16 protein-coding genes and 2 pseudogenes are annotated in these 20,005 nt (G+C 61.0%); 10 read left to right on the top strand and 8 right to left on the bottom strand.

Annotated features, from left to right (window positions below; translation table 11 throughout):
- Positions 1–47 precede the first annotated feature (47 nt).
- The 8 genes from L0U84_RS35800 (at position 48) to L0U84_RS35765 (ending at position 8,837) form a co-directional block, all read left to right on the top strand.
- On the top strand, positions 48–1,367 hold the full coding sequence (locus L0U84_RS35800; protein ID WP_233857478.1) for an NAD(P)/FAD-dependent oxidoreductase: 1,320 nt from the start codon (positions 48–50) through the stop codon (positions 1,365–1,367).
- A gap of 167 nt (positions 1,368–1,534) precedes the next feature.
- On the top strand, positions 1,535–2,866 hold the full coding sequence (locus L0U84_RS35795) for an MFS transporter (protein WP_233857476.1): 1,332 nt from the start codon (positions 1,535–1,537) through the stop codon (positions 2,864–2,866).
- 85 nt (positions 2,867–2,951) lie between these two features.
- A complete protein-coding gene (locus L0U84_RS35790; RefSeq protein ID WP_233857474.1) occupies positions 2,952–3,860 on the top strand; it encodes a dihydrodipicolinate synthase family protein in 909 nt (302 codons plus the stop codon).
- Positions 3,860–5,362: an aldehyde dehydrogenase gene (locus L0U84_RS35785; protein WP_233857472.1), complete on the top strand. Its 1,503-nt coding sequence runs from the start codon at positions 3,860–3,862 to the stop codon at positions 5,360–5,362. Before L0U84_RS35790 ends, L0U84_RS35785 begins: the two co-directional genes overlap by 1 nt.
- 135 nt (positions 5,363–5,497) lie before the next feature.
- Positions 5,498–6,421 (top strand): aromatic amino acid DMT transporter YddG, encoded by a 924-nt coding sequence (gene yddG / locus L0U84_RS35780; protein WP_233857470.1) that lies wholly within the window; start codon positions 5,498–5,500, stop codon positions 6,419–6,421.
- A 158-nt stretch (positions 6,422–6,579) separates the two neighbouring features.
- Positions 6,580–6,738, top strand: a complete 159-nt coding sequence (locus L0U84_RS35775) for a hypothetical protein (protein WP_233857468.1) — start codon at positions 6,580–6,582, stop codon at positions 6,736–6,738.
- A gap of 497 nt (positions 6,739–7,235) precedes the next feature.
- On the top strand, positions 7,236–8,597 hold the full coding sequence (locus L0U84_RS35770; protein WP_233857466.1) for an MFS transporter: 1,362 nt from the start codon (positions 7,236–7,238) through the stop codon (positions 8,595–8,597).
- Positions 8,598–8,651: 54 nt separating this feature from the next.
- Positions 8,652–8,837, top strand: coding sequence for a hypothetical protein (locus tag L0U84_RS35765; RefSeq protein ID WP_233857464.1), 186 nt, complete (start codon positions 8,652–8,654; stop codon positions 8,835–8,837).
- A 424-nt stretch (positions 8,838–9,261) separates the two neighbouring features.
- Here the strand turns inward: L0U84_RS35765 and L0U84_RS35755 are convergent.
- Positions 9,262–9,489: pseudogene (locus L0U84_RS35755) on the bottom strand (IS66 family transposase); the annotation flags it as partial.
- Between the two features lie 4 nt (positions 9,490–9,493).
- Between L0U84_RS35755 and L0U84_RS35750 the strand changes: the two are divergent.
- A pseudogene (locus L0U84_RS35750) lies at positions 9,494–9,651 on the top strand (SDR family NAD(P)-dependent oxidoreductase); the annotation flags it as partial.
- Positions 9,652–10,064: 413 nt separating this feature from the next.
- Positions 10,065–10,565 (top strand): GNAT family N-acetyltransferase, encoded by a 501-nt coding sequence (locus L0U84_RS35745; RefSeq protein WP_233857462.1) that lies wholly within the window; start codon positions 10,065–10,067, stop codon positions 10,563–10,565.
- Positions 10,566–10,981: 416 nt separating this feature from the next.
- On the opposite strand, the gene L0U84_RS35740 is transcribed toward L0U84_RS35745, so the two are convergent.
- The 7 genes from L0U84_RS35740 to dapA all read right to left on the bottom strand — a co-directional run bounded on the left by L0U84_RS35740 (position 10,982) and on the right by dapA (position 19,799).
- On the bottom strand, positions 10,982–11,686 hold the full coding sequence (locus L0U84_RS35740; RefSeq protein WP_233857460.1) for an SDR family NAD(P)-dependent oxidoreductase: 705 nt from the start codon (positions 11,684–11,686) through the stop codon (positions 10,982–10,984).
- Between the two features lie 14 nt (positions 11,687–11,700).
- A complete protein-coding gene (locus tag L0U84_RS35735) occupies positions 11,701–12,486 on the bottom strand; it encodes a DeoR/GlpR family DNA-binding transcription regulator (protein WP_233857458.1) in 786 nt (261 codons plus the stop codon).
- A 107-nt stretch (positions 12,487–12,593) separates the two neighbouring features.
- Positions 12,594–13,778: a sialidase family protein gene (locus L0U84_RS35730; RefSeq protein WP_233857456.1), complete on the bottom strand. Its 1,185-nt coding sequence runs from the start codon at positions 13,776–13,778 to the stop codon at positions 12,594–12,596.
- Between the two features lie 27 nt (positions 13,779–13,805).
- On the bottom strand, positions 13,806–15,233 hold the full coding sequence (locus L0U84_RS35725) for a sodium:solute symporter family protein (protein WP_233857454.1): 1,428 nt from the start codon (positions 15,231–15,233) through the stop codon (positions 13,806–13,808).
- Between the two features lie 108 nt (positions 15,234–15,341).
- Positions 15,342–17,687, bottom strand: a complete 2,346-nt coding sequence (gene pdxA, locus L0U84_RS35720; RefSeq protein WP_233857452.1) for a 4-hydroxythreonine-4-phosphate dehydrogenase PdxA — start codon at positions 17,685–17,687, stop codon at positions 15,342–15,344.
- A complete protein-coding gene (locus L0U84_RS35715) occupies positions 17,684–18,853 on the bottom strand; it encodes an iron-containing alcohol dehydrogenase (RefSeq protein ID WP_233857450.1) in 1,170 nt (389 codons plus the stop codon). The genes pdxA and L0U84_RS35715 overlap by 4 nt, the downstream gene beginning before the upstream one ends.
- Positions 18,854–18,911: 58 nt before the next feature.
- On the bottom strand, positions 18,912–19,799 hold the full coding sequence (dapA, locus tag L0U84_RS35710) for a 4-hydroxy-tetrahydrodipicolinate synthase (RefSeq protein ID WP_233857448.1): 888 nt from the start codon (positions 19,797–19,799) through the stop codon (positions 18,912–18,914).
- Positions 19,800–20,005 lie beyond the last annotated feature (206 nt).

The raw sequence follows: 20,005 nt of genomic DNA, 5'->3' as shown, positions 1-20,005 counted from the left end.
CCTGTCAGACCGCGGGGGATTACCTCATAGCGACCATGGATTTAGGAATGCAAAGTATTTCATCGGTTCCCGCCGACGACAGTATGTGCGGTTGGTATCACACCAGCCGGGCTCGCAAGCCACGGCCGGGCCACGTGGGCGAATCACATGCGCGCTGGGCCGTGATCGGCGCAGGCTTCACCGGTCTGGCCGCCGCACGCCAGCTGGCCCTGAACTTTCCGGACGACGAAGTCGTGCTGGTCGACGCACAAGAGGTCGGGTTCGGCACATCGGGACGCAATGCCGGCTTCGCGATCGACCTGCCACACGACATTGGCGCTGACGACTACATCGGCGACATTGCGACCGCCAAGTCCACGCTAAGGCTGAACCTGCTCGGCCAGAGGATCCTGCGAGAGATCGTCGGCGAGCACGGCATCGATTGTCAGATGAGCGCTTCCGGCAAATATCAGGCAGCGGTCGAGGAGCGCGGCGTGGCCGTGCTTGACGCCTACCGGCGTGGCCTCGACAAGCTCGGCCAGTCGTATGAAGTGATCGAAGGGAAGGACCTGTCCGAGCATATCGGCACATCGTTCTATCGCAAGGCATTGTTCACGCCGGGGACGATCCTCGTACAGCCGTCGGCGCTGGTCAAAGGATTGGCCGACTGCCTGCCGCCGAACGTGACGCTGCACGAACATACACCGATTACCGATGTCGAGTACGGCGAGAAGATCGTGCTCGCGCATCGCAACGGCCGTATCGTTGCCGACAAGCTGGTGCTCGCGAACAACGCGTTCGGCGCACGCTTCGGTTTCCTCGAGCGCACGATGCTGCCGGTTTTTTTGTACGCGAGCCTGACGCGTCCGCTCACCCGGGCCGAACAGCTGCAGCTCGGCGGCAAGCCGTTCTGGGGCGTGATTCCGGCCGATCCGTTCGGCAGCACGGTGCGGCGCACGCACGATAACCGCGTCCTCGTGCGCAACAGCTTCAGCTTCAATCCCGACGGTCGTCCGAAGGAACAGAACCTGGCGCGCTTCGTCGAGCGGCATCGGCAGTCGTTCCAGCGGCGCTTCCCGATGCTGCCGGATGTCGACTTCGAATATACGTGGAGCGGTTCGCTGGCGCTGTCGCATAACCACAAGGGATTCTTCGGGCAACTCGCGCCCAATGTGTATGGCGCGCTGTGCTGCAACGGGCTCGGCATCACGCGCGGCACCGTCACCGGCACGCTGCTCGCCGACTGGCTCGCAGGTAAGCGCAGCGATCAGATCGATTTTCTGCTCGCCACCTCGGGCCCGAACAAGACGCCGCCAGAGCCGTTCCTCTCGCTCGGCGTCAACGCAACCCTTTGGTGGGGCCAACGCAAGGCAGGACTCGAAAGCTGAACCCACCTCAGTCGTCGACGCAGCCGGCAGGCCGACGGCGGTTTGCGCGGAACGCATCAATCGGCGGAGCGACCGAGCCAACCGCATACGAAATGTTCAGGTTCAGTACGCAAGACCCATGGCGCAAGCCAGGACTTTTGCAGCAGATTTCAAGGAAGGAAACAGCAATGCTGAAGAATCACCTGACTATTGAGGAGGTTCCGCTCAATGGATTTCATCAACTGCTGACCATCCGCTCGAGTGGCGGCTGGCTGATGGATGGGTACGTGCTGAGCATTATCGGTGTGGCGATGGTGCAGTTTTCCGCCGCGCTGGGCCTGACCAGTTTCTGGGAAGGGATGGTCGCCGCTTCCGCGCTGATTGGCATCTTCTTTGGCGGCTTCCTCGGCGGCTGGCTGTCCGACCGCCTCGGCCGTCAGAAGCCCTATTTCTTCGGTCCGGTCATCTTCTTCGTCGGTTCGCTCGCACAGCTTTGGGTGCATTCCGGCGAAGCACTGTTCGTTCTGCGCTTCCTGATCGGCATCGGAATCGGGATCGAGTATCCGGTCGCCGGTTCGCTGCTGGTCGAATTCATGCCGCGCAAATACCGCGGCCCGCGTCTCGCACTGCTGACGATCATCTGGTTCCTCGGCGCGGCACTCGCGTATATCGTCGGTAATCTGATCCTCGCGAGCGGTGGTCCCGATGCCTGGCGCTGGGTGCTGGCGAGTCCGGCCGTGATCGGTCTGGCGCTGTTCGTGGTGCGCATCGGTACGCCCGAGTCGCCGCGCTGGCTGCTCAGCAAGGGCCGGGCAGCCGAGGCGGAAGCCGTGATCAAGCGAGTGTATGGTCCTTCGTTTTCCCTGGCGAATTTGCCTGAAGAGAAGACCGGCAAGAAAATTTCTTTGGGGGCACTGCTGCATTCCGGCTACGGCAAGCGCATGTTGTTCGTATCGCTGTTCTGGAGCTGCTCGGTGATTCCGGTGTTCGCGGTCTATTCGTTCGCGCCCCGTGTGCTCGAAGCGCTGAATCTGACCGGCAAGTGGGAGTCGCTCGGTTCGGTCGCGATCACGCTGCTGTTCGTGGTGGGCTGCTTCATCGCGACGCGCATCATCAACACGCTGGGCCGGCGCGCGATGGTGATCCACAGCTTCCTGTGGTCGGGCCTCGCACTCCTGGCGCTCGGCGCCGCCTCCAACGGCTCTGCGCTGGTGATCCTGGTGCTGTTCGGCGCGTATGCAGTGCTGATCGGCGGCGCGCAGGTTCTGCAGTTGGTGTACCCGAATGAAATTTTCCCGACCGATATCCGCGCGTTTGCGGTCGGCATGGGTGCATCGCTGTCGCGGATCGGCGCGGCGGTCGGAACCTGGCTGGTGCCCATCGCGCTGCAAAGCATCGGTATCGGCAACACGATGTACGCGGCGGCGGCCGTCTCGTTCATCGGTCTCGCGGCGTCGCTCGCGCTGGCACCCGAGACCTGTTCGCTGAGTCTGCAGGAGGCCGCATCGCTGAGCCACTGACCTTTACCACGCGTGCCGACATTCAAACCCTGGCGGCGCGCGCTTCGTTGAAGCACTCGTTTTCCTTTTTAAGCGGAACCACATCATGAACTTCGAAGGCATTTATACCCCGGCTATCACGCCGTTGAACGCAGCAGGGCAGATCGACAAGGCGGCGTTCACAGACGTGCTCGAATCGCTGATTGCGGCGAAAGTGCACGGCATCATCATCGGCGGCTCGACTGGCGAGTACTACGCGCACACCGCGCAGGAGCGCTTCGATCTGGGCGCGTTCGCGAAGGAAGTTATTGGCTCGCGCACCGCGCTGATCATCGGCACGGGCGCGGTCCGTACCGAGGACTCCATCGAGTACGCGAAGGCCGCGAAGGCGATCCAGGCGGACGCAATCCTGGTCGGCTCGCCGCCCTATGCGCTGCCGACTCAGCAGGAAAACGCCGCGCACGCGCTGGCGGTCGACCGCGCGGCCGACCTACCGATCATGCTGTATAACTACCCGGGCCGCATGAGTGTGTCGATGGGCCGTGAGTTCTTCGAGACGGTGACCCGCGCGTCGAAAAACTTCGTCGCCATCAAGGAAAGCTCGGGCGAAACTGGCCAAATGCACATGCTCGCGCGCGAGTTCCCACAGCTCGGCCTGTCGTGCGGCTGGGATGATCAGGCGCTGGAATTCTTCGCATGGGGCGCGCGCAGCTGGGTGTGCGCCGGCTCGAACTTCCTGCCGCGCGAACACATCGCGCTGTACGAAGCGTGCGCGGTCGAAAAGGATTTCGACAAGGGCCGCCGCATCATGTCCGCGATGCTGCCGCTGATGGACTTCCTCGAAGGCGGCAAATTCGTCCAGTCGATCAAGTATGGGTGCGAGATCGCCGGACTGCGCGCCGGCGGCGTGCGTGCGCCACTACAGGAACTCGACGAAGCGGAGAAACAGGCGCTGCGCACGGTAGTGACCGAACTCAAGCGCGAAGTCGCGGCCGTGGCGGGAGGCAAAGCCTGATGGCCGATCTGCTCAGCGCTACCGAATACGCGGCGCTTGCCGCGCAACTCCGGTTACCGACTCAGGCGTTCATCGACGGCGCGTTCCGTGCGTCGATGTCCGGTGCAACGTTCGTGACCACCAACCCGGCGACCGGCGAAGTCCTCACTGAAATCGCCGCCTGCAATGCGGCCGACGTTGACCTGACGGTCGCGAGGGCGAAGGCCGCATTCGAGGACGGACGCTGGCGCAATCTGGCGCCGTCGCGTCGCAAGTCGATCCTGCTGAAGTTCGCCGATCTGCTTGAGCAGCACGCGCACGAGCTCGCGACGATGGAGTCCCTCGACAGCGGCAAGCCGATTCGCGAATGCCAGAACACCGACGTTCCAGAGACGATCCATACGATCCGCTGGCACGCCGAGCTGATCGACAAGATCTACGACAACACCGCTCCTGTGGGCGCCAGTGCGCTGGCTCTGGTGGTGCGCGAGCCGATCGGCGTGGTGGGTCTCGTGCTGCCGTGGAATTTCCCGCTGCTGATGCTCGCGTGGAAGATCGGCCCGTCGTTGGCGGCGGGATGCTCGATCGTCGTGAAGCCGGCCAAGGAGACCACGTTGACCGCATTGCGCGTCGCGGAACTTGCTTACGAAGCCGGTGTGCCGGCGGGCGTGTTCAACGTGTTGCCGGGCAGCGGCAAGGACGTCGGTGAGCCGTTGGGGCGCCACGCGGACGTCGATATGGTCAGCTTCACCGGCTCGACTGAGACCGGCCGCCGCTTCCTTCAGTATGCGTCCGAGTCCAATCTGAAGCGGGTCGTGCTCGAATGCGGTGGCAAGAATCCTGCCGTCGTGCTGCGTGACGTGGAAAATCTCGATACGGTCGCGCAGCATGTCGTCAGTGGCGCGTTCTGGAACATGGGCGAGAACTGCTCGGCCTCGTCGCGCCTGATCGTCCACGCGGACATCAAGGACGAACTGCTGCAGCGGATCGGTGTGCACCTGCGCGAATGGAAAATGGGCAATCCGCTCGATCCGGAGAACCGGCTCGGTGCGATGGTCAGCAAGGCGCACTTCGAGAAAGTTCGCGAGTATCTCACGCACGCCGCTGCCGAACGCATGTGTGTGCCGTTCGGCGGCAACACCGAGGGCGAGATCTTCGTTCAGCCGACCGTGGTCGACGAGGTCGCGCAAAGCAGCCGGCTGTTTCAGGAGGAGATCTTCGGCCCGGTGCTGTCGGTGACGACGTTCACCGACCTCGACGAAGCGATCGCACTGGCGAACGACTCGATCTATGGACTCGCCGCATCGGTCTACACAAGCAACCTGAACCATGCGGTGCGGTTGTCGCGCGAGATCCGCGCGGGTGTCGTGACCGTCAACTGTTTTGGCGAGGGCGACGTTACAACACCGTTCGGCGGCTACAAGCAATCGGGCTTCGGCGGCCGGGACAAGTCCCAGTGGGCGCACGACCAGTACACCGAGATCAAGACCATCTGGATCGACGTACCGCTCGCGAGCGCATAGTCGCATCACGCGCTGTTGCCGGCCGCGTCCGTCAGCCCGATGGACGCGGCCGGTCGTGTTTGGCTGGATTGAGTCATTGCAATAGGCCGGCGCCGTGCGCTGGCGGGTCGGATTTATCTGAAGCAGACGATGAGTATGAAGAGCAAAAAGAACGCAACGTTTATCGGCTTGATGGCGGTGATTTTGTGGGCCTCGATCGTCGCGATGATTCGCGGCGTCAGCGAAAGCCTCGGCGCAACAGGGGGCGCCGCGATGATTTACTCGCTGGCGGCCGTGTTGCTGTTTTTTTCGGTCGGCTTTCCGAGGCTCAGCGAGTTTCCGCGCCGATATCTGGTCTGGGGCAGCGTGCTTTTCGTCGCCTATGAGTTGTGTCTGTCACTTTCCATCGGCTACGCGAATAGCGGCCGGCAGGCGATCGAGGTCGGCATGGTCAACTACCTCTGGCCGACCTTCACGCTGGTGTCGGCGATCCTGTTCAACCGGCAGCGGGCCAGCCTGCTGGTGGTTCCGGGCTTCCTGCTGTCGATGCTCGGCATCTGCTGGGCGCTTGGCGGCGACCACGGGCTGGACTTGCCGGGGATGCTGGAGAACGTCAGGGACAACCCGCTGAGCTACGGACTCGCGCTGTCTGGCGCGCTGATCTGGGCCGCCTATTGCACGGTGACCGTGCGGATCGCCAACGGCAAGAACGGCATTACGCCGTTCTTCATGCTGACCGGTGTGGTGCTGTGGGCCAAGTTCGGTATCGAGGGCGGCGGCCAGATGGCGATCAGCCTGGAGGCGATCATCTATCTGGTACTGGCCGCGTCCGCGATGGCATTTGGCTATGCAGCGTGGAACATCGGCATTCTGCACGGTAACGTGACGGTGCTTGCCGGCGCGTCGTACTTCATTCCCGTGCTGTCGGCCGCGTTGGCCGCGCTGCTGCTGCACGCGCCGTTGTCGACCGAATTCTGGAAGGGCGCGCTGATGGTATGCGGAGGTTCGATCCTGTGCTGGTTCGCGACGCGCGCGCGGCCAGCGAGAGTGACGGGGCCGGTTCAGGCTGGGAAGGGCTGATGTTGCGAGCAACGACGTCAATCACAAGCATCGGGACATAAGCACGCGAGCGGCGCGCCTGCTGGTGCTTGGGCGCAGGATCGAGCCATAGGCCATCGCAGCTGGTCGCCGCGTGGCCTGCCCCACAGCATAGAACTCAACAGCATTGCAGGTGCAACGTGGTCGCCGCACTGAACTTCGGCGAGAACGGCTTTATTTACACCGCGGGTGCCAGCACGATCAAAGGCCCTGACGTTATCGAATTTCTCCATGACAAGTACACCCAGCTCAAGACGATCTGGCTTGATCTGAACGATGATGAAGCGGACGAAGTTTGAGAACCTGAAAGAGATTCTTCTCTAGCCGATTACGCACTGGCCCGCCCGTCAGGCGGCATTCTAGCGATACGTCGCAAACGTTCTAGCCGACAGATCCTGTCTGACTTCAAATAGCGGTACGGGACTAAAGTCCCGTCTGATCATGAACAAGCAGTGCAGCTGGAAAGACTGCATCGCAATCACTGGCAAAGACTTCTTTCGTTCGTACGCTATCTGACGGCAACATGAATCGACTCTTCTGCTCGAGTCATGTCGACCGACTTAAGTACGCCGAAATGAATTCGACGGACTTCAGACGTATGCGAACGTTTGTCAGTCTCCGGTGCAAGCCAAAAGAATCATTGCTTCGCGCATTTTTAATGAATTAGAGCCCATCGCCTCGACGAAACGATCGTGCGGGGAGGGGCCTTGCTTAGAGACCGTTCGGCGCTACTGTACAGCGCACGAGCTGAGCATCCCCGGATGCCAGCTGAATGAAAAATAGGAGGAGCTACTGTATGTCATCGCAAAGCAGAACCTTGGGCGCCGTCGGAGAAATCCCCCAGACAGAGACGTCCGTCGCATTCAAACGACGTTTCATGAAGAGGCTGATTTTCGTTCTGTTGGGCGGAACGTTTCTCGACGGTTATATCCTCGGGATTGTCGGACCGGTGAGTGCCAGGCTAGCTGCCGATCTTCACATTTCGGCGTTCTGGGAGGGCCTGATTGCCGCGGGTGCGCTGTTCGGCATCCTGTTCGGATCGCCGCTGGGCGGCTGGGCCTCTGACAAGTACGGTCGGAAGCCGCTGTTCATGGTCGATATGCTGGTATTCCTGATTGCGTCCGCGGCACAGTTCTTTGTCGACTCTCCCCTTCAGCTGTTCATCGTACGTCTGTTGATGGGCGTCGCAATCGGCGTGGAGTACTCCGTCGGCTGGCCGCTCATGGCGGAGTTCGCTCCCGCCCGGCTACGAGGCATCCTCATGGGCGCGCTCACGATGACCTGGTATGGGGGATTCATGGTCGCCTTCATGGTGGGATACGTGTTGGACCACTCGACACACCTGGACTGGCGCATCATCATCGGTTCGAGCACCATTATCGCGCTGATCGTGGCGGTCGCCCGGTTCGGCCTGCCCGAATCGCCACGCTGGCTGTGGAGACAGAAACGCACGACCGAGGCACGCGCGATTGCCCGACGGTATATCGGGAGCGCAGAGGATAGAGCCGACATCGAGCGCGAGCACTCCCCTACGGGCGACGTGGGGCTCGCGACGCTCTTTTCCCGCAAGTACTGGCGTGCCACCTTGTTCATGTCCGGTTTCTGGTTCTGCGCCGTCACACCGTATTTCGCCATCGGCACCTTTGCGGACAGCGTGCTGCAGAAATACGGCCTCAGCGGCGGGCTGGCCGGTGGCATCGGACTCTCCGCGCTCGCGTTGGCCGGCGTTGTGATCACGGTCCTGCTGATCGAGAAAGTCGGCCGTCGTACGCTAACCGTGCCACCGCAGTGGCTTTGCACCGTGGTCCTCGCGGCCATTGCCCTGTGGTCCAGCGCCCCGCCCGCGGCCGTGCTGGCATTGTTCCTGATCTTCTCGTTCTTCAACGCCGGGTATAACACGCTGACGAGCGTCTATCCTGGAGAGGTCTTCCCAACGGAAGCCCGAGGCATCGGCACGGGCTTCGCGGCCGCCGTCAGCCGGGTCGGCGCTGGCTTCGGCACGTTCCTTCTGCCGTGGTCGATGACCCACATCGGCGCTTCGGGAACCATGCTGATCGCCGCCGGCATCGCCGGTTTGGGTGCGGCATTGTCGCAATGGCTCGCACCCGAAACCAAAGGCAAGAGCCTCTCGGAGACGGCCGCTGGTTACGCTCATTAGCTCGGGCTCGAAGCTAGAGATGCCCCAGTTGAACTTTCGGCAAGGGAGACGCAATTGCAACACGAGCACAGTATCGATACGAAATCTGAAGCTTCTTTCGGTCGTGACCGGGACGCTGAATATATCCTCAAGGCGGGCGAGACCGCTCGCAACTGGCCTTGGGCGGAAGTCGGCAGGCAATACGACTGGATGGACCGCCATTTACCGTTCGAAGAAGTTCTGAGTCTGAACGAAATCTGAGAACTGTATAAGCGGTTCGACGGCCCGCAATTTCGTCGAAGAGCACGATATCGACTGTGCGATGAACACAGCCGGTAAGTATCAGGCCGAGTCAAAATGCGCGAGCTGGCCGTGCTCGGTGTATATCGCCGCGCTCTCGGCAAGCTTGCTGAGCAACGCCAAATGATCGAGGCAAGAGATTTGTCCGGGCACATTGGCACGCGCTTCCACAAACGCCAAGGAGGGTCAGTGCCATGTTCAGCGCCCGCAGAATAGGGCGCAGGCCTGCGATACGCATCAGGCGCGCCACCCGTTTGCCTCCCCACGTGAATGCCCTGGATAGCCAGTGCGGCGTGAATGCGCGGCATGGCACGGGAGCGCGTGTGAATCGCACGAATGCGTGCCAGCAGATCCGCATCACTGCGGGCGCGGTTCGATGGGCCGTCCAGTTCGACCTGCCGATAGCCCAAGGACGTATCTGATTTTCGACCCAGTTGTTGTCTATAGGCACGTGACCGTCATCGAGATAGCGGATCAGCGCATCCCATCGTTGAAGACTGTAATCCAACGCTTTGGCAATCGCCGAGCCTTCCGACACCAGCTTGCGTTGCGCGATCATCCATTCGTGAAGCGCGTCGCAGACCGGTTTGGCCCGACTCTGTCGGAGCTTTTGGTGTTCCTCGGCAGGCAGCGCGGGCACCGCTGCCTTCAGCGTGTATTCGGCTTCGAAGGCCGCGGTGCGTGCCTTCGCACACAGCTGGATTCTCGACCTCAAGGACCGCCGCGTCCGCGTGAACACGATCACCCGGGCGCGACCCGTACTCCGGGCCTGCTTATCGGCAGGGCTATGTGAGAGGTCAGCCATCGGGGTCGGGTGGATGCCGGGAAAAGCCTGACACTTGACTCAGTCCTGTCGGTCTACACACAACTGTGCTTTGCCCAGAAAGCTCGCCTTGGTCCCGGAAAAAGTATGGCACCGGTCGCACAGGCGACGACGAGCGCGGCAGTATTTTCCCGCCGCGCCGCACCGGCGGTGTATCGCGAGGCGGCAGCCATTCCCCAACGTCCTGGTCGCCGCGACGATCGCCCCGGGCGGGGGCCCGCATTGCGACCGAGTCGTAGAGATGGCGCGGCATTTGCAAAAGTCCCTTCATGAGCCATCTTGCCGGGGCTCCGCCAGCGACGGGCTGCGCGCGGTGCGCATGCCGCTCGTCGATGATTCAAACCTATGCCTGAGCGAGGTTTGCCATGAAGACGTCTGACCTCGCTGTCCGATGCTTGCGGCCGGACGAATGGCGCCTCCTGAAGGCGCTTCGCCTGAGCGCGCTTGCCTGCGATCCACAGTCGTACTGGGAGACCGTCGATGAAGCGCGCGCCCGCGACGACGCCTACTGGAAGACCTTCGCCGGCAAATTGACGGCGCCCGAAGGCTCTCGCATGTTCCTCGTCGAGCAGGCTCAGCGTGTTGTCGCTTTCGTTTTCGCCGTCAGGAAGGACGGTGACGAATATCGCATCGGCGGCCTGTGGGTCGATCCGGTTCACCGGCGCAAAGGTTTGGGAAGCCTGCTGGTGCAACAGGTGATTACATGGGCACGAGCAGATTCGCCCGCGGCGGTAATCCAACTCTGGTGTCATACAGGACCGGCGTTGTCGTTCTATCGAAGAAATGGCTTCGAGTCGTTGTGCAGATTTCGGACTCACGAATCTGATGGTCGTCAGATCGTTGAGATGGAATGGCGCGACACCTGATATTTGCGCACTCCTCGATCGCGTGGAGACGGAGGGCCCTCGGATGCCCGACTGGCTCGTCACGCCGTTGGCACTGCACCACGACGTAGGGAGAGAGGCATGTACACGATCAATGTCTACGATTCGACGTGGAACTGGCTTGCGCAGTGCGGCGTCGACTATTCTTATCGGCTGCCGCAGGCAAAGAAGGCGCCGAACGCCGTGCTGTGAGGAAGTGCAACTTTTCGCGCCCGCTGCGTACCGTAACGACGAGGTTCGCCGCTTCCAGCAGGCCCAGATGCTGCGTCACGCCTTGCCGCGTCATGTCGAGGTGCTCGCACGGATGGTTCAGGGTCTGGCCGTCGTGCGCGTGCAGCAACGTCGATGCTTGCATGTCAAGGAGACGCGAGGGACTTCGATCCGGGACAACGGTCCCCTTAGAGCGATGCTCCACCACACATGACGATTTGCTGTCCCGTGATTGAACCGGCTGCTTCGCTCAATAGGAAACCCGTCAGGGCGGCCACTTCGTCGGGCGTTATGAATCGTCCAATGGGAGGAAGCCTGGGCGGCGTTGCTGCCCGCGCCGGGTCGCGAAGGAAAGGGGTGTCCGTTGCCCCGGGTGCCACGACATTCACTGTTATGCCTCTCGGCGCAAGCTCCGCAGCCCAAGACCTTGCCAGTCCGACCAACGCCGACTTCGTCGCGGCATATTGGCTACGCGTCGCAGCGCCATTGGCCGTTCGGCTGCCCACCAGCACGATTCTTCCCCCCACGGGCATGCCGGGTGCCAAACGGTCGGCGAGATAAGTCGCCGATTCGACGTGCAGGCGCCACATCGCCATGCCGTCATCGAGCGAAAGCTGACCAAGCGGCGCGGTACGCATGAAGCCGGCAGCGTGCACCAGTGCGTCGACAGCGCCCAGGTCGTCGCAAACGTGGCCAAGCGCGTCGAAATCAGTAACGTCGACTGGAACGATTTTCAGCAGATCGTGCGTCGCTGCAATCTGCGAGCGGCAAAGCCCGGTAACCCGCCAACCGTCAGAAACCAGGCGCTCGACAATTGCCCTTCCGATTCCTGATGACGCACCCGTTACCACTGCATGACGCCGTGCCGACCTCGGCTGTTCCGATGGGTCCACCACACCTCCTGTCGTTATTGAATGTGCAAAGACCCTTTAACGCTGACCGCCCGAACCGTCACCCGTTCTTGCGCAGTGAAAGGTTCTAGCTGCTCTCGTTGCGCCGCGTCGTCTGTGATGAGCGTCCAGTCCCGCTCGAGCGGAGTCCAGTGCTGCTGACTGGCCCTCCCGAGTTTGTCCGCCGTCACAAGTACGAAGACCTGAGCGGCCTGGCGCATCACGCACTCCTTCAGGTAGGACTGGTCGCTGCTCGCCTCGCACAGCCCTAGTTCCGCTACGACTCCGTCAGCGCCGAGGAATGCTTTGTCGACACTCACGCGACTCAGTGCGATTTGCGCCAGCGGGCCCAAGGTGCTCATGCTCGACGTCCGTACGTCACCGCCGATGACCGTCACCTGAACTCCCGACGATACAAGTAGACTGACCACCAGCAGGTTATTGGTGACGACGTGTACGGATGTGCGACCGGCGAGGAGTCGCGCCAGTTCCGCGGTGGTCGTTCCCCCATCCAGAAACACGGTGTCGCCGTCTTCGACGAACTCACTTGCTGCATGCGCTATCGCCTGCTTCTGCTCGGGCGAGCTGATTCGCCGTTCCTCGAGCGATGGTTCGCGTTCATGCGAGCCGACCGCCGCCGCACCGCCGTAGGTGCGAAGAATCCGATTGTCGCTGGCAAGCGCGCGCAGGTCCCGGCGAACCGTTGCTTCCGACATGCCGAAATGCTCACAAAGCGTTGCAACATCCGTCATCCCGCCGAGCACTGCCTGCAGCATCGCCTCACGGCGTTTGGTCACTTTCATGTGCGTGAATTCTTGGTCCGATAAAGTTCGCGCGTTGCTCCGCGCGTCTCGAGCACCAAGTTTATCCAAATGCCGCACTGACTGTCGATTCGCAATGGCGAGACTCATCAGCCGCGCACCCAGGATTCGTCAACGCATACGTACTTGATTTTCTGTCGAAACCAGGTGAACGCAATGTGTAACGCGCCATCACCAGATTGTACGATGGACGGGTACGAGTATTCCCGATTGCGTTGGTCGGCGGAGTTGTTCGTCATGCAGTAGCCGTCTCCGATTTCCAGATTGCGGCGGCGCCGCCAGGTCTTGCCACCGTCCTCCGAGATTGCCAACGACATCGGTGCGCGCGGTGCGCCCCAGAACGCAGTGCCGCGCGCCGAGGCCTTCTGGTCGCGCAACTCGCCACTGTCCTCCGAATCCTCGATGTCGTCATACAGGGAGGCTCGACGCTCCTTGCTATGCGATGCATCGCTCTCGTTGAAAACAAGCGCGAGATGACCGTTTTTCAACACCGTGAACTGAATCGAGGAGTTGTTGTTCGGCACGCCAGTCGGCTGTGGAGCACTCCATTCTTTCCCGTTGGTAGAGCGGCTCGCATACACAAAATCGGCCCACCGACTGCGGTAGAGAGCCAGCAGCGAGCCATCCTGCAGAACGTGGACATTCATGTGAACGCAGCCGACACTCTCGGGCACTTCGTATAGCTCCCATGAACCACCCTGGTCAGCGGAAACCATGACTGCGCTAACGTCATCATTGCCGACCCAACGTTCACCAGCCTGCGTGCGGCACAGAAACACCGGACAAATCCACGTTCCATTTGCGAGCGTGATTATCGGTTGGCGAACGAACGTACCGGGACGGTCGAACAACGTTTCGACTGGACCCCAGGTGATGCCGCCGTCCATTGACACTCGCCGGCGGACAATCGCCGTGTTTTGATGTCCGGACAACTGTGCGGTATAGATTAGCCAAAGGCGGCCATCAGGAGCGTTGAAGAGCACTGGATTTTGCTCCGAACGCGTCGGGTCGTCCGAGAGCTTTTGCGGCGCAGACCATTCGCCGCTCCCCGCCGCGAGACGCGACATGTAGATGGATACGTCCGGAATGCCTTCCTGAGTTCCTCCGAACCAGACGCACAGCAGGTCACCGTTATCGAGTACGTGCAAATTTGCGGCATGGTTCTGAACGCAGGACGTGGGCAGGAAAGCCTCCTTGCGCTCCGCGTCGGCGTAGGCAGTGCGAACGCGGTTATCTGAAACGGCGGCCGCCACACCACTGAAGTTCGAGTTCATGAAAATTCTCTCTGATGAAATGCTGATTCAGTGCGACTCACGATGCGTGAGCCCCTTGTCGTGAACACCCGAAACGTCGGGGTTACTGCTGTGGAACAGCAGCTTGCCTACGACAAGGACGATCGCGGGCGTGACGAGCGCGATGTACATGTTGTCGATGCCGAACGGGTTGCCAATCAGGTACCAGAGTGTCGTTGCGAGAGTTGCAATGACAAGGCTCCAAACCGCGGCGCGCTTGCCGCTGAAGAATGGTAGATAGATTCCAATCAGTGCGACAACCGAGACGGAAAGACGCAGCGCACGGGTGAAGAAGGACAACGCGAGAATCTGGGGCGCGAAAAGGACAAAAACCAGCGGAAGGAAACCTACTACCAGAGAGATCCAGCGCGTCATACGCAGTTCAACGTCCGGAGTGGGATTGAACCGCGGCACATAGAAATCCTTCACTATCAGTGAGGCAATGGCCAGTGCGACTGTACAGACGCTCACAAAGATGGACGCAACGAGCGAAGTCGTGACAACGCCGGCAAGAATCGGATTCATGTGCTGCAGGAACACCGGCAGCGAGTAAAGGCTGTTGATATTGGGGTAGAGATATTTCGCCGCTACACCGAGGAAGCCGAGCGCCAGACCGATGGGTACACACAGGAACGCGGCTATCAGCGAAGACGCGCGTGCGGCCTCGGGACTTCTGGTCGCTGAAATTGCCTGGATGATGAATTGCGTCGAGAAAATGGCGCCGGCCGTACCGATAATCCAGGCGCCAATCGTGCCGCCCGACAGGGCACCTGACCAGGTGAAGTAGTGCGGGGGCATGCTTTGCTCCATGTGCCCGATGCCGCCCGACAGCTTCCACGCGACAGCAACGAGAACGGCAATGCCGAACAGTTTCACCGCGCTGTGAACGATCGTCAGGTACGCAACGCTTTTGAGTCCTCCCCACGCGAAGTAGATGGTACTGACGACGGCGGTGATGATTGCAGCGGTGGGAAGATTGATACGCATGACCGTCGCAATGGCCGCGGCACCACTGATGTAATTGCCCACGTTCACGAGGAAGAGTGCGTAAATCATGATGGCCGACACGACGAGCTTCGTGCCATTGCCGTACTTCTTTGCAATGAAGCCTGAGATGGTGAATTCGCCCGAGGAGTACAGGCGCTTGGCCATAAAAAGGCCGAAGACAAGGAATCCAATCGACGCTGCCAGGACCGACCACGCGGCAGCCATACCAACCGAGAATGCTTCCTGGGATGTCCCGACCGTTGATTTTGCGCCGATGAACTCGGACATCAGCAGAATGGCGACGACTACCGCGGGCATCGAACGCCCTGCCACCATGAACTGTTCCGAATTGCGGCTGCGCAAGCGAATACTGAGCAGGCTGGTTATGACGATATAGGCGACAACTATCCCAATGATGATAGTTGTATCCCAGTAACTGAAGGTGGTCATAGCTTGTCTCCGGAAGACCTTCGGGTGATGCTTTTGCATTGGATTGAACGACCCGGCATGTGCCTGCCGGTATTGCTCAATGCTCAGTTCCCGCCTTTGCGCTGGAAATCAGGCGACGCTGTCGGCGGGTGACTGCTCGTTGTGACGCGTGGCGAGGTCCACGGCCTGGCGGAATGCTTCCAGCATGCTGCGTTCGTCGGCGATGCCTTTCCCGGCGATATCGAATGCCGTCCCGTGGTCCACCGAAGTGCGGATAACCGGCAAGCCGACGGTGACATTCACCCCTGCTTCGAGCCCCATCACTTTCACCGGGCCGTGACCCTGGTCGTGGTACATCGCGACCACCACATCGAAATCGCCTCGTCCGGCGCGGAAGAACAGGGTGTCCGCAGGCAGCGGACCTTCGACGTCCCATCCGCGGTTCTGAAGGATCTTGACCGCGGGAACAATCTTCTCTTCCTCTTCGCCATAACCGAAGAGTCCGTTCTCGCCGGCATGCGGATTGATTCCGCAGACGCCGATGCGGGGACTGGAGATGCCGGCGCGGACCAGCGTTTCGTGTGCCCGTTCGATGGTGCGCTGGACGAGGCCCGGCTCGATTTTGCGAATCGCGTCGAGCAGACCGATGTGAGTCGTGACGTGAATTACGCGCAGGTTGGGTGCAACAAGCATCATCGACACTTCATCGATGCCAGTCAGATAGGCGAGCATTTCGGTGTGCCCGGGGAAGATATGGCCGCCCGCGTGCAACGCTTCCTTGTTGAGTGGCGCTGTGCAGATGGCGTCGAGTTCGCCTTTCGAGGTCAGTTCCACCGTACGGGCGATGTACTGGTATGCCGCGTCGCCTGCGATAGGGGAGAGCTTCCCATAAGGCAGGTCTGCAGGGATGAGTCCGAGGTCGATGCAGTCGACCACGCCCTGACGAAACTCCCCCTCTGACGGTCGACTGATAGCGCGAACTTCCAGATCGACTCCTGCTCGACGGCCCGCGTCGCGCAGACGCGAGACATCCCCAATGACGACGGGACGGCACTGCTCATACACCGACGCATGCGCGAGGCTTTTCATGATGATTTCGGGACCAACGCCGGCGGCATCGCCCATGGTGATGCCGATTACAGGACGATAAGTCATAGCTTCCTCTTCGCTAGGTTGACGCGGCGCTTGCGCATCCGCTTGCTGCATGGCGACGAGTTGTCGCCATGCGCGATGCAGGGTGTCGGGCTGACCGAAGCCGCCTGCCTTGGTGACAACTGGCAAGGTGCGACCGCCGTGCGTAGCGGCGAGCAATGGCACGCCACTTTCGATTTCCTTGACTACTTCAAGCGACGCGATGCCCATCGCCGTTAGCAAGGCACGAGCCGTTTCGCCTCCGGTTGCAATCACTCCGCCCGCGTGCTCGGCCACGGGGGCAAGCCGCTCCGCGAGGCGCCGCGCCAGCAATGCGCCATCCGTGACAGGAATGCGCTCGGACTGGCTCAACGCAACGACTGCACTCCGGCCACGCGTGAGCGCGTTCGTCACCTCCGCGGTGAGCGCGAGTGTGGTGGAACCGATCGCATCGAGTAGTTCCGGAGCATTTGCTTCGAAGAAGTCGACGGCGCCGTCAGCGTTCGAGCGCAATGTCGCGACCTGCTGATGCGAAACACTCGACATGCTGCCAACTACCGCTAGTACCCCGCGTTGAGCAGCCATGCCTTCCATCGAAGCGGGCGCCGCATTCCTTCCAGCACTGGTCGATTGCGAGGCGGATTCGGCCAGGCATTTGACCAGCGGGGCCGCCAGCCCGGCGGAGCCAACCCAGAACACTTCTGTGAGCGCGATCGATGCTGCGGCCACGGTAGCGAGGTCGTCTTCGGTTTCGCTGTCACAAACTACGGCATCCCAGTGACCCCGCTGGCAGTCGGCGAGCTTCGAATGCAGCAGTGACACGCCGGCTCGCACTGTTTCCAGTGGGACATGGCAGACGCGCAGACCTGCTCCGGCGAGCATCGAACGCAAGTCGGCATTCCCGGCAATGTGTTCGTTTCGCCAGACCTCGGACGCTTCTACCGGGACGCCAAACACAAACTGGTGCCCGTTGCGGGTCGTCCTGCCGGCTTGCGGGAACGCCGGTGCGACTATGGCCATACCAGCAACGGCTGAGAGCGCCGCTACCTCCGCGGCGACGTTCCCGCGCAGCGTCGAATCTATCTTCTTGTAGACATGGCGTCCGTTGGCAAAGAGATTCCAGGCATGAGTGTTTGCGCGTGCGGCCTCGGTGGCCGCATACCGGCGCGTGTCCATGTCCACGGCCAGTACATCGATATCGCCTGTCGCGCCGGGCTGCTCGGCGCCGAGAGTGACGACGCTGCGAAGCCCGTGATGCGTGCACGTGACGGCGCAATCGGCGGTGCCGGACAGGTCGTCACCGATGATAAGAAGTTTCGCGTCGCTGCCCGGCAAGGTATTCATGGCAGCAGACGGCTATAAATCGCCTTGATATCGTCAAGGCTCAACGGCTTTGGATTGTTGCCGAGCAGGCGCTTCACTTTGGATGCGGCGAGCGCGAGTGCGTCGAGATGGTCCACCGAGACGCCGAAGACGCGCAGGTCCTGCGGAATGGCGATGGCTGCGGTCCATTGATGAATACGCGCCAGCAGTTTGTCGGCAGCCGACTCGTCACTGTCGCCGTGTTGCGCAATGTCGAGGGCACGCGCGACATTCGCAAGGCGGTCGACGATTGCATCCAGGTTGAAGGCCATCACGTGTGGTAGCAGCATCGAATTCGCGACGCCATGCGTGATGTTGAACATTCCACCCAACGGGTAGGCAAGCGCGTGCACAGCCGCGGTCCCGGCAGCCGTGAGCGCAAGACCGCCGTACATTGACCCGAGTAGCATCGCTTCGCGGGCTTTCAGCGATTGGCCATTTTCATAGGCTTCTACGAGGTTCGCGCCAATCAACCGCATCGATTCCATCGCGAACATGTCGCTGATAGGGTTCGCCTTGGTTGAAATGTACGATTCAAGTGAGTGGATGAAAGCGTCCATGCCCGTTGCTGCCGTAATCGGCTTCGGCAAGTCAACGGTGAGTGCCGCGTCCAGGATAACGAGCTGCGGCAACAGGTGGCGACTTACGATGCCAACCTTCAACTCCTCGTCGGGAAGAGTAACGATGGCGTTCGGCGTCACCTCGGAACCCGTACCGGCGGTTGTGGGGACGAGAATCAGTGGAATGCCTGGCGCCTGAATCAAATCAATGCCCAGCCATTCGCGCAACGGTTGCTGATTGGTCAGTCGAACAGCGAAGAGCTTCGCGGCATCCAGCACGCTGCCACCACCAATCGACAGTACAGCGTCGGGTGCGAACGGCTCGATCTGGGTGTGGTACACCGATTCGACATTTTGAATCGTAGGCTCGGGCTGCACATCTCGCACGATCAGCGTTTCAATGTCTTTCGCGCTGAGCGCGGCGACGACGCGTCCGGCAACGCCGTTTTCTTCCATTACTGGCTGCGTAATGAATGCAATCCGGCGAATCGGCCGGTCAAGCAGCGCCAGCTTCTCTGGCAACTGGTCCAGGCTGTTGGGACCGTGAACGATGTGCTTGACGCCCTGGAAGTGATAGACGGTGTTCATGTGAAATGCCTCTGCCTCTGTCAATCGGTGAAATTGGTGCGGCCCGGCCGCCTCGCGCTCAGTCAGCTCGCGGATAGATCGCAATCGCTTTGGCGAGCCTCTCGCGAGCCGCATCATCGAGCGGCTGCGCCGGCGAGCGGGCAGGACCAGCCGGCATGCCGAGCATTGCCGCCGCTGTCTTCAGCACGACGGGCATCGTGCCCAGTGCGAATGCATCGCGCAGCGCGCGCAGTGACTCCTGCGCGCGACGGGCCGCCTCGATGTTGCCCGCCTGGAAGTTGTTCCAGATTGACATCACGACGCTCGGAACGGCGTTGGTCGTCGCCGCGACCGCACCGTCGCCGCCGGCAATCAGCGTCCACAGAATCATCGAGTCGGTGCCGGTGAATACGGCGAAATCATCCCGGCGCAAACTGATCAGTTGCACGAGGCGGTCGAAGTCGCCTCCACTGTCCTTGATGCCGCGAATATTCGGAATTTCGGAGAGCCGACGCACCGTGTCGACGTTTAGCGTCACTCCGGCCTTGGCGGGAATCGTGTAGAGCATCACGGGCAGCGAAGTGCCGCGTGCGATTCGTTCGTAGTGAGTGAACAGCTCCTGCTGCGTCGCGCCGTTGAAATACGGTGTGATGACGGACAACGCATCGACGCCTACATCGTGCATCTTGTGGTTGAGCTCGATGACGTCGCGCGTCGCATAGGCGCCCGTCCCCGCGATGACCGGGACTCGTCCGCGCGCCTGCTCGACCGCGATGGCGGCGATACGCAGCTTTTCCGTTTCCGACAATGCAATGAATTCACCATTCGTACCGAGCACGAAGAGACCATGCACGCCCGCGTCAATCAGGCGGTCGATAAGTGTGCGAAGGCCAATCTCATCGACTTCCTCGGTCGATGTCATCGGGGTGATCAGAGCGGGCACGATGCCCTTGAACGTGACTGACATGGTGAATCTCTCCACTTTTGCTTGGCGGGCAGCTTTCGTGCTGCCCTTCATTGGCGCCCGCGCAACGGGTGCCGAAGTAGCTAATAAAAGTCCGCGCCGTACACCCAACGTCGCGAGAAACTGACTGATGCAATCAGTTTTCGGGTTCCCGTAGCGCTTTCGACTGCTATCACTGCAACTAAGTGACCGTTGTGAGCATTCTAGGT

The sequence above is a fragment of the Paraburkholderia sp. HD33-4 genome (assembly GCF_021390635.1).
GTDB lineage: Bacteria > Pseudomonadota > Gammaproteobacteria > Burkholderiales > Burkholderiaceae > Paraburkholderia.
This window is presented reverse-complemented; position numbering and strand designations above follow the sequence as displayed.

Coding starts and splice junctions, on each gene's coding strand:
- L0U84_RS35770 (WP_233857466.1), top strand. CDS start 7,236: ATGTCATCGCAAAGCAGAACCTTGGGCGCCGTCGGAGAAATCCCCCAG.
- L0U84_RS35800 (WP_233857478.1), top strand. CDS start 48: ATGCAAAGTATTTCATCGGTTCCCGCCGACGACAGTATGTGCGGTTGG.
- L0U84_RS35725 (WP_233857454.1), bottom strand. CDS start 15,233: ATGACCACCTTCAGTTACTGGGATACAACTATCATCATTGGGATAGTT.
- L0U84_RS35745 (WP_233857462.1), top strand. CDS start 10,065: ATGAAGACGTCTGACCTCGCTGTCCGATGCTTGCGGCCGGACGAATGG.
- yddG (WP_233857470.1), top strand. CDS start 5,498: ATGAAGAGCAAAAAGAACGCAACGTTTATCGGCTTGATGGCGGTGATT.
- L0U84_RS35795 (WP_233857476.1), top strand. CDS start 1,535: ATGCTGAAGAATCACCTGACTATTGAGGAGGTTCCGCTCAATGGATTT.
- L0U84_RS35785 (WP_233857472.1), top strand. CDS start 3,860: ATGGCCGATCTGCTCAGCGCTACCGAATACGCGGCGCTTGCCGCGCAA.
- L0U84_RS35715 (WP_233857450.1), bottom strand. CDS start 18,853: ATGAACACCGTCTATCACTTCCAGGGCGTCAAGCACATCGTTCACGGT.
- L0U84_RS35790 (WP_233857474.1), top strand. CDS start 2,952: ATGAACTTCGAAGGCATTTATACCCCGGCTATCACGCCGTTGAACGCA.
- pdxA (WP_233857452.1), bottom strand. CDS start 17,687: ATGAATACCTTGCCGGGCAGCGACGCGAAACTTCTTATCATCGGTGAC.
- L0U84_RS35730 (WP_233857456.1), bottom strand. CDS start 13,778: ATGAACTCGAACTTCAGTGGTGTGGCGGCCGCCGTTTCAGATAACCGC.
- dapA (WP_233857448.1), bottom strand. CDS start 19,799: ATGTCAGTCACGTTCAAGGGCATCGTGCCCGCTCTGATCACCCCGATG.
- L0U84_RS35735 (WP_233857458.1), bottom strand. CDS start 12,486: ATGAAAGTGACCAAACGCCGTGAGGCGATGCTGCAGGCAGTGCTCGGC.